The organism is Streptomyces sp. NRRL S-118 (assembly GCF_000716335.1).
In the GTDB taxonomy this organism is placed as follows: Bacteria; Actinomycetota; Actinomycetes; order Streptomycetales; family Streptomycetaceae; genus Streptomyces.
The window spans coordinates 1-13,910 of sequence record NZ_JOBL01000160.1 but is presented as its reverse complement, the minus strand read 5'-3'; the positions used below and the strand labels follow the sequence as shown (position 1 = coordinate 13,910).

Annotated in this window: 11 protein-coding genes; 4 read left to right on the top strand and 7 right to left on the bottom strand. The window is 73.2% G+C overall.

What is annotated here, in order from left to right:
• Window positions 1-138: 138 nt before the first annotated feature.
• Together IH00_RS0101680 and IH00_RS0101675 are read left to right on the top strand one after the other, a co-directional pair.
• Window positions 139-1,797: a penicillin-binding transpeptidase domain-containing protein gene (locus tag IH00_RS0101680; RefSeq protein ID WP_031068744.1), complete on the top strand. Its 1,659-nt coding sequence runs from the start codon at window positions 139-141 to the stop codon at window positions 1,795-1,797.
• A gap of 72 nt (window positions 1,798-1,869) precedes the next feature.
• Window positions 1,870-2,721, top strand: coding sequence for a DMT family transporter (locus IH00_RS0101675; RefSeq protein ID WP_031068742.1), 852 nt, complete (start codon window positions 1,870-1,872; stop codon window positions 2,719-2,721).
• 70 nt (window positions 2,722-2,791) lie between these two features.
• On the opposite strand, the gene IH00_RS0101670 is transcribed toward IH00_RS0101675, so the two are convergent.
• Genes IH00_RS0101670 through IH00_RS0101650 form a run of 5 tightly spaced genes read right to left on the bottom strand, consistent with a single transcriptional unit; the run spans window position 2,792 to window position 7,111 of the window.
• Window positions 2,792-3,289 (bottom strand): peptidylprolyl isomerase, encoded by a 498-nt coding sequence (locus IH00_RS0101670; protein WP_031068741.1) that lies wholly within the window; start codon window positions 3,287-3,289, stop codon window positions 2,792-2,794.
• Between the two features lie 22 nt (window positions 3,290-3,311).
• Window positions 3,312-4,469, bottom strand: a complete 1,158-nt coding sequence (locus IH00_RS0101665) for a serine hydrolase domain-containing protein (RefSeq protein WP_031068739.1) — start codon at window positions 4,467-4,469, stop codon at window positions 3,312-3,314.
• Window positions 4,470-4,528: 59 nt separating this feature from the next.
• Complete coding sequence (locus tag IH00_RS0101660; RefSeq protein WP_039945997.1) at window positions 4,529-5,302, bottom strand: energy-coupling factor ABC transporter ATP-binding protein; 774 nt, start codon at window positions 5,300-5,302, stop codon at window positions 4,529-4,531.
• Window positions 5,299-6,060, bottom strand: a complete 762-nt coding sequence (gene cbiQ, locus IH00_RS0101655; protein ID WP_031068734.1) for a cobalt ECF transporter T component CbiQ — start codon at window positions 6,058-6,060, stop codon at window positions 5,299-5,301. Before cbiQ ends, IH00_RS0101660 begins: the two co-directional genes overlap by 4 nt.
• Before the next feature lies 1 nt (window position 6,061).
• A complete protein-coding gene (locus tag IH00_RS0101650) occupies window positions 6,062-7,111 on the bottom strand; it encodes an energy-coupling factor ABC transporter permease (RefSeq protein ID WP_031068732.1) in 1,050 nt (349 codons plus the stop codon).
• Window positions 7,112-7,267: 156 nt separating this feature from the next.
• On the opposite strand from IH00_RS0101650, the gene IH00_RS0101645 reads away from it, so the two are divergent.
• The gene (locus IH00_RS0101645) at window positions 7,268-7,630 is read left to right on the top strand and encodes an SsgA family sporulation/cell division regulator (RefSeq protein ID WP_031068731.1); all 363 of its coding nucleotides are present in this window, start codon (window positions 7,268-7,270) and stop codon (window positions 7,628-7,630) included.
• Between the two features lie 20 nt (window positions 7,631-7,650).
• Here the strand turns inward: IH00_RS0101645 and IH00_RS0101640 are convergent, their stop codons facing one another.
• A complete protein-coding gene (locus IH00_RS0101640) occupies window positions 7,651-9,819 on the bottom strand; it encodes an MMPL family transporter (protein ID WP_031068729.1) in 2,169 nt (722 codons plus the stop codon).
• A 93-nt stretch (window positions 9,820-9,912) separates the two neighbouring features.
• Window positions 9,913-10,485 (bottom strand): TetR/AcrR family transcriptional regulator, encoded by a 573-nt coding sequence (locus IH00_RS0101635; RefSeq protein WP_031068727.1) that lies wholly within the window; start codon window positions 10,483-10,485, stop codon window positions 9,913-9,915.
• Between the two features lie 150 nt (window positions 10,486-10,635).
• Between IH00_RS0101635 and IH00_RS0101630 the strand changes: the two genes are divergently transcribed.
• Window positions 10,636-13,884, top strand: a complete 3,249-nt coding sequence (locus IH00_RS0101630; RefSeq protein ID WP_031068723.1) for a S41 family peptidase — start codon at window positions 10,636-10,638, stop codon at window positions 13,882-13,884.
• Window positions 13,885-13,910: the final 26 nt, after the last annotated feature.

The window sequence follows — 13,910 nt, the reverse complement described above, 5'->3', positions numbered from 1 at the left end:
GCGCCGTGCCCTGTGGGGCGCCTCACGATTCCGTTCCCGTAACGCCCGACTCCCTTGTCACGCCTGTCCCGTAGGGTGATTCCCGCACATCTTGAACATGTTCAGTTCAGGTGGGGCTCCAGGGAGGGGACTGCACACATGCGCAGCGGAGCAAGAACAGCGATCGTCGGCGGAGTGTTCGCCGTGGTCGCGGGGGGCGTCGGGTACGGCGCGTACAACGTGTGGACGGGGATCTCGGGCGGGGCGTCGGGGACGACCACCGCGCGGGCGGAGGGGACGCGGGAAGCCGGCAGCGGCCCGGTGACCGCCGAGGAGGTGGAGCGCACGGCGAAGGACTTCCTCGCCGCGTGGGCCGAGGGTGACGACGCGGCGGCGAGCGCGCTCACCGACGACGCGAGCACCGCCGCGGCGGCCGTACGGAGCTTCCGCGAGGAGGCGCACGTCTCGAAGGCGGTCATCACGCCGGGCCGGGCGGTCGGGGCGAAGGTGCCCTTCACGGTGGACGCGACCGTGGCGTACGAGGGCAGGACGGCGAAGCTGTCCTACACCTCGGAGCTGACCGTGGTGCGGGGCCTCACGACCGGCGTGCCGCTGGTGGACTGGCGGTCGGCGGTGATCCACCCGAAGCTGCCGGAGGACGGCACCCTGCGGACGGGGAAGGCGCCGAACCCGCCGGTGCAGGCCGTGGACCACGCGGGCCGCGAGTTGACGAAGGAGAAGTACCCTTCGCTCGGCCCGGTCCTGGACCAGTTGCGGGAGAAGTACGGCGCGAAGGCGGGCGGCACACCCGGCGTCGAGACCTGGATCGAGTCGTCCTCCTCCGGTGAGGGCACGGCCGGCCCGACGCTGCTCACGCTCTCCAAGGGCGTGCCCGGCAAGCTCCGGACCACCCTGGACGCGGACGTGCAGGCGGCGGCCGAGCGGGCGGTGCGGCGCTACGACCAGTCCTCGGTCGTCGCCATCAAGCCCAGCACCGGTGAGATACGGGCGGTCGCCAACCACCGCGACGGCGACTGGAACGCGGCCTTCCTGGGCAAGCAGGCACCCGGCTCGACGATGAAGATCGTGACCGCGGCGATGATGCTGGACCACGGGCTGGTCTCCGGCCCGGGCGACGGCGTGGCGTGTCCGGCCACCGTGACCTGGGAGGGCGTCCCCTTCCACAACCTCGACGACTTCGAGATCACGGGCGGCACCTTCCGCGACAGCTTCCGGCGCTCCTGCAACACCGCCTTCATCAAGGCCGTCAAGCCGCTCAACGACAAGGGCGTCGCCGGTACGGCGCTGGGCGACACGGCTCGCACGTACTTCGGCATCGGCGAGGTGTGGAACACCGGCATCCCGTCCGTCGACGGCAGTGTGCCGGAGTCCACCGGGGCGGAGACCGCGGCTTCGTACATCGGCCAGGGGAAGGTCACGATGAACGCCCTCAACGTCGCGTCGATCGCCGCCACCGCGAAGAACGGCTCCTTCAAGCAGCCGGTCATCGTGGAGCGCGCCCTGGACGACCGACGACTGGCCACCGCCCGGCCGCTGCCGGCCTCCGTGGCGGGCGCCCTGCGCGACATGATGCACGCCACGGCCACCGGCGGGACCGCGCAGCAAGCGATGTCCGGGCTCGGCACGAACGACAAGGGCGCGAAGACCGGCTCCGCCGAGGTGGACCACCAGGGCACGTCCAACAGCTGGTTCGCCGGATACGCCGACGACCTGGCGGCCGCGGCGGTCGTCCAGTCGGGCGGCCACGGCGGCGACGCGGCGGGGCCGCTGGTGGCGTCGGTGCTGAAGGCGCGGTAGCCCTCGCCCGGTCCGCAGGCCCACCGCTACCGTGCCGGCCATGAGCCCTTCCCGTCCATGCGAGCGACCGGCGTGACGCCGCTGGTCGCGGCCGCGGTGCTGACGGCCGCGGTGACGCACGCGAGCTGGAACGCGATCGCGCACCACATCAAGGACCAGTTGCTGTCCTTCACGCTCATCGCGGGCGGTGGTGCGGCGATCGGGGCGGTCCTCGCGTTCTTCGTCCCGCTGCCCGCCGCGGCGGCCTGGCCGTACCTGATCGCCTCCGCCGCCCTGCACGTCGGCTACATGAGCCTGCTCATGCGCTCGTTCACCCTCGGCGACTTCGGCCAGATGTACCCGATCGCCCGCGGGACGGCGCCGCTGGCGGTGACGGTCCTCGCGGCGGTGTTCGTCCACGAGGTGCCGGACGCATGGCAGTCGACCGGGGTGGCGGTGGCCTGCGCGGGTCTGGTGGGCCTGGCCCTGTGGGGCATCCGCGGCACCGGGCGACGCCCCGACTGGCCGGCGCTGCTCGCCGCGTCGGCGACGGGCCTGGCGATCGCCGGCTACACGGTGGTGGACGGCGTCGGGGTACGCGCCTCCGGCACACCGCTCGGCTACATCGCGTGGCTGATGGTCCTGGAGGGCCTGCCCATCCCGCTGTACGCGCTCGGGCGCCGCCGCGCCGCCCTGCTGCCCCAGCTGCGCCCGTACGCGGCGCGCGGGCTGCTCGGCGCGGTGATGTCGGTCGCGGCGTACGCCCTGGTGCTGTGGGCCCAGACCCGTGCGGCGCTGGCCCCGATCGCGGCCCTGCGCGAGTCCTCGATCGTCGTCGGGGCGGCGATCGGCGCGCTGTTCTTCAAGGAGCGGTTCGGCGGTCCCAGGATCGCGGCGGCCGCGCTGATGGTGGTGGGCATCGGTCTGATGCTCCACGCGGGCTGACGCCGGCGGGCGCCCGGACCGCCCGGGCCGGCGAGGCCGGCCGGGCGGTACGCGGTGCCGGAAAGGCGGATCAGACCGTGCCGGAGGCGGCGATGGTGACCTTCGCCTGCGGCGTGCCGGCGCGGGTGCCCAGCGCCTCGATCTTCTGCACGAGCTCCATGCCCTCGACGACCTCGCCGAAGACGACGTGCTTGCCGTCCAGCCAGTCGGTGACGATCGTCGTGATGAAGAACTGCGAGCCGTTGGTGTTGCGGCCGGCGTTCGCCATGCTGAGCAGGCCCGGGCGGTCGTGCTTCAGCTGGAAGTTCTCGTCCGCGAACTTCTCGCCGTAGATGCTCTTGCCGCCCGTGCCGTTGCCCGCGGTGAAGTCGCCGCCCTGCAGCATGAACTGCGGGATGATGCGGTGGAAGCTGGAACCGGCGTAGCCGAAGCCGTGCACACCGGTGGCCAGCTCGCGGAAGTTGCGGGCCGTCTTGGGGACGACGTCGTCGTACAGCTTGAAGACGATCCGGCCGGCCGGCTCGTCGTTGATCGTGATGTCGAAGTAGACGTTGCTGTTGTCAGTCATGAGGCTCACCCTAAGTGACGCCTCAACCGATCGCCGCACGCACCGCCCGCACCAGCGCCTGGGCCCGCGGGTCGGCCGTGACACCCTTGCGCATGCCGTTGGTGACGTAGCCGAGGGAGACGCCCGACGCCGGGTCGGCGAACCCCAGGGAGCCGCCGCGGCCGGGGTGCCCGAAGGATCCCGGGGACAGCAGCGGTGACGCCGGGCCGTGCAGCATGTAGCCGAGGCCGAAGCGGGTGCCGACCACCAGGACCCGGTCCGGGCCGGCGGACTCCTCGGTGCGGGCCATGGCGAGCGTCGCGGGGGCGAAGAGGCGGTGGCCGTCGACGGGTCCGAGCGTGGCCGCGTAGAAGCGGGCCAGCGCGCGGGCGGTGGAGACGCCCGCCGAGGCGGGGAGTTCCGCGGCGCGGTAGGCCGGGTCGTTCTCGTCGGGGGCGGGGTCGATCGCGCCGAAGGCGCGACGGGTGAGGGAGTCGGGGTCGCGGTAGGCCTCGGCGACCGAGCGCTTGGGGCGCAGCTTGAGGGCGCCCCCGCCGGCGGGCTCCTCGACCGGTCCGAGCCGGCCCACCCGGTGGGCCTCCTCCGCGGGCAGGCCGATCCACAGGTCCAGGCCGAGCGGGCGGGCGATCTCCTCGGCGACCCAGCGGCCTATGGAGCGGCCGGTGACGCGCTGGACGAGGGCGCTCAGCAGGAAGCCGTACGTCTGGGCGTGGTAGCCGTGGTCGGTGCCCGGCTCCCAGGCGGGTGCCTGGGCGGCGACGGCCGCGGCGGCCGTCTCGGCGTCCGCGGCCTCGGCGAGGCTCAGCGGGCGGTCGAGGACCGGGACCCCGGCCTGGTGCGACAGCAGGTGGCGCACGAGCGTCCGCTCCTTGCCGGCCGCCTTGAACTCCGGCCAGTAGGTGCCGACGGGGGCGTCCAGGTCGAGCTGCCCGCGCTGGTGGAGCAGCAGCGGTACGGCGGCGGCGACGCCCTTCGTCGCGGAGCGCACGACCTGGGCGGTGTCCACGGCCCAGGGGGCCGTGCCGTCCACGTCCCGGGTGCCCGCCCACAGGTCGACCACCTTGCGGCCGTCGCGGTAGACGGCGACCGCCGCGCCCCGCTCGCCGCGCTGCTCGAAGTTGCGGACGAACGCGTCCCCGACCGGCTCGAAGCCCGCCTGCACCGTGCCCTGGACGTCCACGCCCCACGCTCCCTTACGCGATCGACCCCTCGGCCTGCCGGTTCCCATGGTGCAACGCGCTAGCGGGAGGCCGGATTCCGGGTGGGGGTGGCGGTGGGGTCGAAGCCGAACGGCAGCTCCAGCCGGTGCCGCCGCATCAGCTCCTCGTCGGCCAGCAGTTCGCGCGTCGGGGCGTCGGCCGCGATGACCCCCTCGCTCAGGACGACCGAACGCGGGCACAGCTCCAGGGCGTACGGCAGGTCGTGCGTCACCATCAGCACGGTGACGTCCAAGGAGCGCAGGATGTCGGCGAGTTCGCGGCGCGAGGCCGGGTCGAGGTTGGACGACGGCTCGTCCAGGACGAGGATCTCCGGCTCCATCGCCAGGACGGTCGCGACGGCCACGCGCCGCCGCTGCCCGAACGACAGGTGGTGCGGGGGCCGGTCCGCGTACGCCTCCATGCCCACCCGGGCGAGGGCCTTCGCGACCACGGCCTCCAGCTCGGGGCCGCGCACCCCGGCCGCCGCGGGGCCGAAGGCGACGTCCTCGCGGACGGTCGGCATGAACAGCTGGTCGTCGGGGTCCTGGAAGACGATGCCGACCTTGCGGCGGATCTCCGCGAGGTCGGCCTTGGCGACGGGCAGCCCGGCGACCTCGACCGTGCCCACCCCGCCGCCCAGGATGCCGTTGAGGTGCAGCACGAGGGTGGTCTTGCCGGCGCCGTTGGGGCCGAGCAGCGCGACGCGTTCACCGCGTTCGACGGTGAGGTCGACTCCGAAGAGCGCCTGGTGGCCGTCGGGGTAGGCGTACGCGAGGCCGCGCACCTCCAGCGACGGGACGAAACTCAGACTCATAGGGTCCATCCCAGCAGACAGACGACGAGGGCGGTGAGCGGGAGGGCGGCCGCCGAGGCCCACTGGGCGGGCGAGGCGGTGACCTCGTCGAGGACCGGCATGGTCCCGGTGTAGCCGCGGCTGACCATGGCGAGGTGGACGCGTTCGCCGCGCTCGTAGGAGCGGATGAACAGGGCGCCGGCCGACTTCGCGAGGACGCCCCAGTGGCGTACGCCCTTGGCCTCGAAGCCGCGGGAGCGGCGGGCGACGGACATGCGCCGCATCTCGTCGGTGATCACATCGCCGTACCGGATCATGAACGAGGCGATCTGGACGAGCAGCGGCGGCAGCTTCAGGCGCTGGAGGCCCAGCAGCAGGGCGCGCAGCTCGGTGGTGGCGGCGAGCAGGACCGAGGCGGCGACGCCGAGGGTGCCCTTGGCCAGGACGTTCCAGGCGTCCCACAGGCCGGGGACGGAGACGGGGACGCCGAGCAGATGCGTCTGTTCGCCCGGCACCACGAACGGCATCAGGAACGCGAACGCGACGAACGGCACCTCGATCACCAGCCGGCGCAGCAGGAAGCCCGGCGGGACGCGGGACGCCGCCGCGACGCCGCCGAGCAGCGCCGCGTGGAGGGCGAAGGCCCAGACCGCCTCGCGCGGTGTGGAGACCACGACCAGGACGAAGCAGAGCACGGCGGCGAGCTTGCAGTGCGGGGGCAGCGCGTGCACGGGCGAGTGCCCGTGCCGGTAGAGCTTGTGGCTGTGGCCCGCGCCCATGTCAGACGGTCTCCCGGGCGGCGGCGGGCGCGGCGGATCCGGCACGGCGCCGGCGCACGGCCCGGAACACTCCCGTGCCCACCAGGACCGTGGCGCCGACGCCGATGGTGCCCGCCAGCCCCCCGGACAGGCGGGCGTCCGTGATGCCGCTGACGCCGTAGTCGGCGAGCGGCGAACCGGCGGTGGCGTGCTCCTCCACCCTGCGGTCGATGCCCTGGTCGGCGGCGACCTTCTCCAGGCCGTCGGGGCTGGCGGAGGCGTAGAAGGAGACGAACCCGGCCAGGACGACGGAGGCGGCCAGGCCGGCGGCCCAGAGCTTCCTCGCCGGGCGGGCGGGCCCGCCGGCCGGTGCCGCGGCGGGGGCGTCGACCAGCTCGCCGCCGACGCGCAGCTTGAGCGGCGCGGTCAGGCCGCGGGCGCCGTGGACCAGGTCGGGGCGTACGGCGATGACGGCGCCGACGGTCGCCGTGGTGATGACCGCCTCGCCGATCCCGATCAGGACGTGGACGCCGAGCATGGCGGTGAGGACCTTGCCGACGGGCACGTCGGTGGTGCCGCCCATGGCGTACATCACGGTGAACGCGGCGGCCGCGGCGGGTACGGAGACCAGTGCGGCGACGAACGAGGCGACGGTCACCGAGCGGCGGGTGCGCGGCAGGACGCGGACCAGGCCGCGGAAGAGTCCGTACGCGGTGAGGACGGTGACGGCGCCCATGACGGTGATGTTCACGCCGAGGGCGGTGAGGCCGCCGTCCGCGAACAGGACGCCCTGCATGAGCAGGACGACGGCGATGACCAGGACGCCGGTGTACGGACCGACGAGTATCGCGGCGAGCGCGCCGCCGAGGAGGTGTCCGCTGGTGCCGGCGGCGACCGGGAAGTTCAGCATCTGCACGGCGAAGATGAACGCCGCGACCAGGCCGGCGAGCGGCGCGGCCCGCTCGTCGAGTTCCCTGCGCGCTCCGCGCAGGCCGACGGCGACCGCGCCCGCGGCGGCGAGACCGGCGGCAGCCGAGACCGGCGCGTTGATGAATCCGTCGGGGACATGCATGCGGGGACCACTTTCGGACAGGCTGCTGAACCGTTCGATGATGGGCCCTGTTGCGAACAGGTTGCAAGAGCGCAGAGGAGACAGAACGAGCCGGGGCGCGCGCCGCCGATAAGTGCGACATTAGAGACAAGTGCGTCATATGTGAGGAGTGGGACGATGCCCCCCGCCGAGGATGGTGCCTACGTCGAAGTCCATGCCAAGGGCCTGATCGTCAATGACGGCCCGCTCTCCCGGCCCGTCCCCGTCGCCCTGCGGTACGACCCGGGGGCCGAGCCCACCATGGTGCGCCTCGACTTTCCCGGCGGGACCTCGTGGGTCTTCCCCCGTGCCCTGCTGGAGGCCGGACTGCGCGCGCCCGCCCGTCGCGGCGACATGGGCGTGTGGCCGTGCGGCCGGGTGCAGACGGTGGTGGAGCTGCACTCCTCCGGCGGGGTCGCGATGGTGCAGTTCGACTCGTCGGTGCTGCTGCGCTTCCTGCGCAGCACGTACGCCGTCACCGCGTCGTCCGTGACGCGGTGACGGCGTGACCGGCGGGCCGGTCAGACCCGGGCGAGCTCCCGCTCGTCCTCCCCGGGCGCCTCGGCGCCCAGCGTCCTGCGCAGGGCCTCGCCCTCGACGTCGACGTTCGGCAGGGCCCGGTCGAGCCAGGTCGGCAGCCACCAGGCGGTGCGGCCGAGCAGCGCCAGGACCGCCGGGACGATCGCCATCCGGACGATGAAGGCGTCGAAGAAGACGGCGACGGCGAGCCCGAAGCCGATCATCTTCACCATCTGCTCGCTGGAGCCGATGAAGCCCGCGAAGACCGCGATCATGATCACCGCGGCGGCGGTCACCACCCGCGCCCCGTGCCGGAACCCGGTCACGACGGCCTGGCCGGGCCGCTCGCCGTGCACGTACGCCTCACGCATCCGGGTGACGAGGAAGACCTCGTAGTCCATGGCCAGGCCGAAGACCACGCCCACCATGAAGATCGGCATCATGCTCATGATCGGGCCGGTCTGCTCGACACCGAAGAGCGAACCGAGCCAGCCCCACTGGAAGACCGCGACGACCGCGCCCAGGGCGGCGACCACCGAGAGCAGGAAGCCGAGCGCCGCCTTCAGCGGGACGAGGACGGACCGGAAGACCACCATCAGCAGCAGGAAGGCCAGGCCGACGACGAGCGCCAGGTAGGGCAGCAGCGCGTCGTTCATCTTCTGCGAGAAGTCGATGTTCATCGCGGTGGCACCGCTGACCAGCACGTCGTCCCCGGTGGTGTCCCGGATGTCGCGGACCAGCTCCTCGGTGCCGGCCGAGGAGGGCCGGTCCTTCGGTACGACGGTGATGATCGCGGTGTCGCCGGCCTTGTTGGGCGTGGCCGGGGTGACGGCGGCGACGCCGTCCAGGCCCCGGATGTGCTCGGCCGTGCGGTCCGCGGCGGCCTTGTCGCCGTCGACGACGACCATCAGCGGGCCGTTGGAGCCGGGCCCGAAGCCATCCGACAGCAGGTCGTAGGCGCGGCGCTGGGTGGTGGAGGCGGGCTGCGCGCCGTCGTCGGGCAGGCCCATCTCCAGCGAGGCGGCGGGCAGCGCGACGGCGCCCAGTCCGATCACGCCGACCAGGAGCACGACGAGCGGGCGGCGCAGGACGAACCGGGCCCAGCGGGTGCCCATGTTGGGCTTGTCGTCCTGCGGGGCCTGCGGCTCCTTGCGGGCCTTGCGGCCGAGCACGCGCCGTCCGGCGTACCCCAGCAGGGCGGGGATGAAGGTGAGGGCGATGAGCACGGCGATCAGGACGGTGCCGGCCGCGGCGAGGCCCATCTTCGTCAGCATGGGGATGTTCACGACGGCCAGCCCGGCCAGCGCGATGACCACGGTGAGTCCGGCGAAGACCACCGCGGAGCCCGCGGTGCCGACGGCCCGCCCGGCCGCCTCCTCGCGCTCGCGGCCCTCGGCGAGCTCGGCGCGGTAGCGGGAGACGATGAACAGGGCGTAGTCGATGCCGACGGCGAGGCCGATCATCATCGCCAGCGTGGAGGTGGTGGAGCCGAGGTCCAGCGTGCTCGCCAGCGCCGTGATGCCGGAGACGCCGATGCCGACGCCGATGAGCGCGGTGAGCAGCGGCAGCCCGGCGGCGACCAGGGAACCGAACGTGATGACGAGGACCACGCCGGCCACGATCACGCCGATGATCTCGCCGGCGCCGGTCTCGGGCACGGTCTGCAGCGCGTCACCGCCGATCTCGACGGTCAGGCCGCTCTCCCGGGCCTCGGCGCCGGTGTCCTTGAGCGCCTCGCGGGTGGCGTCGGTCAGCTCCATGCCGCTGACCTTGTAGGAGACCTGGATGTAGGCGGTCGAGCCGTCCGGGGAGACCGCCTTGACGGCGTAGGGGTCGGTGACCGAGGCGACCTGGTCGGAGCCGGACCGCAGGGCGCCGACGGCCCGGTCGACGGCGGCCCGGCTGTCCCGGTCGGTCATGGTGCCGCCCTCGGGCGCCTTGAAGACGACACGGGCGGTGGCGCCGTCGGCACCGGCGTCCGGGAAGCGCTCTTCGAGCAGGTCGAAGGCCTTCTGGGCCTCCGTGCCGGGTATCGAGAAGGAGCTGGAGGTCGCGGCGGGCGCGGATGCGGCGCCGACGCCGGCGAGCGCCAGCAGGGCTATCCAGATCAGGGTCACGACATGGCGTCGCCGGTAGGCGAGGCGGCCGAGTCGGTGGAGGAAGGTGGCCACGGGTACGTACTCCCGGAGGTGTGGACGGACAGGGGCAGGGGAGTCGGCCCGACAGCGCGAGCGGTACGTGTCAGGTGGAGCGTGCGGAACGGGTCAGACGCCGAGGGCGGGGAACAGCACGGCGTCGAGGTAGGTGGTGAGGAACTCCTGGTCCACCGGCCGGTCGTCGACCAGCGGGCGGGCCACGAAGGCGCCGATCAGCATGTGCGGGACGAGCCGCAGCGCCGGGTTGTCCGCGGCGACCTCGCCGCGGTCGACCGCGCGCCGCAGGACCCGGTCCATGCCCGTCATCTCGGGTTCGATGAGGAGCTCGCGCAGCGCCTGCAGCAGGTCGGGGTGGTCGTGGACGGCATGGGCGAGGCCCCGCATCAGCGCGGAGTCCCGCTCCATCTGGCAGTCGTCGGAACGCATGAGCATCTCGTGGAAGTCGCCGCGCAGCGAACCGGTGTCGATCTCGTCGAGCCGCACCGGCTTGGTGTGCCGCAGCGCCCGGGCGACCAGCTGCGGCTTGCTCCCCCACTGGCGGTAGAGGGTGGCCTTGCTGGAGTGCGTGCGGGCCGCGACGGCGTCCATGGTGAGGGCGTCGTAACCGACCTCGCGGAGCAGGTCGAGGACGGCTTCGTACAGCTCGGACTCGCGTTCCGGGGTGAGCCTGCTGCGTGCCACGGTCCTCGTCCTCCATCGAGACGAAACGGTTTCGTACACCTCGTACGGTACCCGCGAGCGGAGCGAAACGAAACCGTTTCGTACGTGTCGCGCATCACGGGAACACGCGGTCGAGTTGCCGGTGCCCCCCGGCGCGGAAAGCATGGCTGTGTGAGCAGCGACGGCGCGTACCTCCGGTATCCACACCTCCACCAGGACCTGCTGTGCTTCGCGGCCGAGGACGACGTGTGGCTCGCCCCGCTCGTCCCGGACGGGGAGCCGCCGGGCCGGGCCTGGCGGCTCACCGTCGACCGGACCCGGGTCGGGCACCCGCGCTTCTCGCCGGACGGGCGGTCCATCGCGTACACGAACTGGCGCAGCCTGGACCCGGAGGTCCACCTCGCGCCGGTCGACGGCGGGCCCGCGCGGCGGCTGACCTACTGGGGGTCGCTCGACACGCGCGTGTGCGGCTGGACGCCCGAGGGCGACATCCTGGCGGTGGCCTCCCACGGCCAGCCGTTCTCGCACTTCTCCTGGGCGTACAAGGTCCCGACCGACGGCTCGCCGGGCAAGCGGCTGCCCTGGGGGCCGGTCTCCGACATCGCCGTCGCGGACGTCGACGGGCAGCACCGGACCCTGCTGCTCACCGGCAAGCCGCCGCACGAGCCGGCCGCCTGGAAGCGGTACCGGGGCGGGGCCACGGGGCGGCTGTGGCTGCACGGGGAGCGGCTCCTGCCGGACATCGGCGGCCACCTGGACTGCGCGATGTTCGTGGACGGCAGGATCGCGTTCCTCTCCGACCACGAGGGTGTCGGCAACCTGTACTCGTGCCTGCCCGACGGCTCGGACCTGCGCCGGCACACCGACCACGACGCCTTCTACGCACGGCACGCCTCTTCGGACGGGCGGCGGGTGGTGTACCAGTGCGCCGGCGATCTGTGGATCGTCGACGCACTGACGCCCGACTCGGTGCCGCGCAGGCTGGAGGTGCGGCTCGGCGGGCCGCGCACGGGGCGGCGGCGGTACCAGGTCCCGGCGGCGACCCACGTGAACGCGGTCGCGGTCGACGAGACGGGCCGTGCGAGCGCCGTCTGCGTACGGGGCAGCCTGTACTGGCTGACGCACCGCGACGGGCCGTCGCGGGTGATCACCGACACGCCCGGGGTGCGGGTGCGGCTGCCCGTCATGCTGGGCAGCAGCGGCCGGGTCGCGTACGTCACGGACGCGCCGGGCGAGGAGGCGATCGAGATCGCCTACCTGCCGCGGGCGAGCGGCGACCGCGAGCCCCGGCGGATGGCGGGCGGCGACCTCGGGCACGTCCTGGAGATGGTGGCCGACACGGACGGCGAGCGGCTCGCGATCGCCTCCCAGGACGGCCGCCTGCTGCTGCTCGACGCGTCGGAGGAGTCGACCGGGGAGGTCAGCGAGCTCACCCGGTCCCTCAACGGGCCGGTGCGCGACCTGGCCTTCTCGCCCGACGGCGCGTGGCTCACCTGGTCGCACCCCGGGATCGGCCGGTCCCTGCGCCAGATCAAGATCGCCCGGATCAAGGACCGGACGATCGTGGACGTCACCAACGGCCGCTTCGAGGACGAGAGCCCCGTCTTCACGCGCGACGGCCGCTACCTCGCCTTCCTCTCCTGGCGGGGCTTCGACCCGGTGTACGACGTCCACACCGGCGACCTGTCCTTCCCGCTGGGCTGCCGCCCCTACCTCGTCCCCCTGGCCTCCACGACACCTTCGCCCTTCGCGCTCTCGCCGGAGGGCAGGCCCGCGGCGGGCGGGCTGGACCTGGCGGGCGAGGAGGCCGGTGACGGCACGGTGGTCGTCGAGTTCGAGGGCCTGGAGAACCGGGTGACGCCGTTCCCGGTCGCCGCGTCCAAGTACTCGTCGCTGGCCCCGGTCAGCGGCGGCGGCCTGGTGTGGCTGCGCTGGCCGATCTCGGGCGCCCTCGGCGAGACGTTCGTGAACCCGGCCGACACCTCCGGGCGGCCCACCCTCGAACACTTCAGCCTCACCAAGGCCAGGAAGGCGGAACTCGTCGACAACCTCGACTGGTTCGCGGTCAGCGGCGACGGCACGCGGCTCGTCGTGGTCGACGAGGGCGAGCTGCGGGCGGTCCCCGCGACCGAGGCCGGCGACAGCGACACCACGGTGTACGTCGACGCGCGGCGGATCCAGCACGAGGTGGACCCGGGCGCGGAGTGGCGGCAGGCGTACGACGAGGCGGGGCGGATCATCCGCGCCTACTTCTGGGACCCCGGCATGAGCGGCATCGACTGGCAGGAGGTCCTGGACCAGTACCGCCCGCTCGTCGAACGGGTCGCCTCGCCCGACGAGTTCGCCGACCTGCTGCGCGAGGTCCTCGGCGAACTGGGCACCTCGCACGCCTACGTGACACCGGCGCGCCGCAACGAGGGGCCGCCGCACTACCAGCGCGCCATCGGGCTCCTCGGCGCCAACTTCACGTGCCGCGAGGGCCGGTGGACGGTCCAGCGCATCCTGCCGGGCGAGTCCTCCGACTCCAAGGCCCGTTCCCCGCTGGCCGGTACGGGCATCAGGGAGGGTGCGGTCCTCACGCACGTGGACGGCCGCCCGGTCGACCCGGTCACGGGCCCCTACCCCCTCCTGGCCGCGGCCGGCGGCACCACCGTCGAGCTGACCTTCCAGCCGGCCGAGGGCGAGGGCCGCTCACGCCGCGTGGCCGTCGTCCCCCTCATCGACGAACGGCCGCTGCGCTACCAGGACTGGGTCGCCAAGCGGCGCGACGTCGTACGGGAGCTGAGCGGCGGCAAGTGCGGCTACCTCCACATCCCGGACATGGGCGGCTCGGGCTGGGCCCAGTTCAACCGCGACCTGCGGCTGGAGATGTCCCGCCCCGCCCTGATCGTGGACGTACGAGGCAACGCCGGCGGCCACATCAGCGAGCTCGTCGTGGAGAAGCTCACCCGCAGGATCCTCGGCTGGGACCTCACCCGGGGCGCGCAGCCCGTCTCGTACGCCTCCAACGCGCCGCGCGGTCCCATCGTGGCGCTCGCGGACGAGGCGACCTCGTCGGACGGCGACATGATCACGGCGGCGTTCAAACTCCTCGGCCTGGGCCCGGTGGTGGGCCAGCGCACGTGGGGCGGTGTCGTCGGCATGACCGGCCGCCACCGGCTCGGCGACGGCACGGTGATCACGGTGCCGATGAACGCGGCGTGGTTCGACGAGTACGGCTGGTCCGTCGAGAACCACGGCGTCGCCCCGGACATCGAGATCCTGCGCACCCCGCTGGACTGGGCGGAGGGCCGCCACCGCCAGCTCGCGGACGCGGTGGAGGTCGCGCTGAAGCTCCTGGCCGAACACCCGGCGGCCCGCCCGCCCGACTACTCCCAGGTCCCCTCACTGCGCCGGCCCCCGCTGCCGCCCCGCAGCTGAGGGGCCGCCCCGCGAACGGGCAGGGG

What these genes read in the sequence shown, in the direction of transcription:
- IH00_RS0101680 (WP_031068744.1), top strand. Translation starts at nt 139, where the DNA reads ATGCGCAGCGGAGCAAGAACAGCGATCGTCGGCGGAGTGTTCGCCGTG.
- IH00_RS0101670 (WP_031068741.1), bottom strand. Translation starts at nt 3,289, where the DNA reads ATGACTGACAACAGCAACGTCTACTTCGACATCACGATCAACGACGAG.
- IH00_RS0101660 (WP_039945997.1), bottom strand. Translation starts at nt 5,302, where the DNA reads ATGAGTCTGAGTTTCGTCCCGTCGCTGGAGGTGCGCGGCCTCGCGTAC.
- cbiQ (WP_031068734.1), bottom strand. Translation starts at nt 6,060, where the DNA reads ATGGGCGCGGGCCACAGCCACAAGCTCTACCGGCACGGGCACTCGCCC.
- IH00_RS0101650 (WP_031068732.1), bottom strand. Translation starts at nt 7,111, where the DNA reads ATGCATGTCCCCGACGGATTCATCAACGCGCCGGTCTCGGCTGCCGCC.
- IH00_RS0101645 (WP_031068731.1), top strand. Translation starts at nt 7,268, where the DNA reads ATGCCCCCCGCCGAGGATGGTGCCTACGTCGAAGTCCATGCCAAGGGC.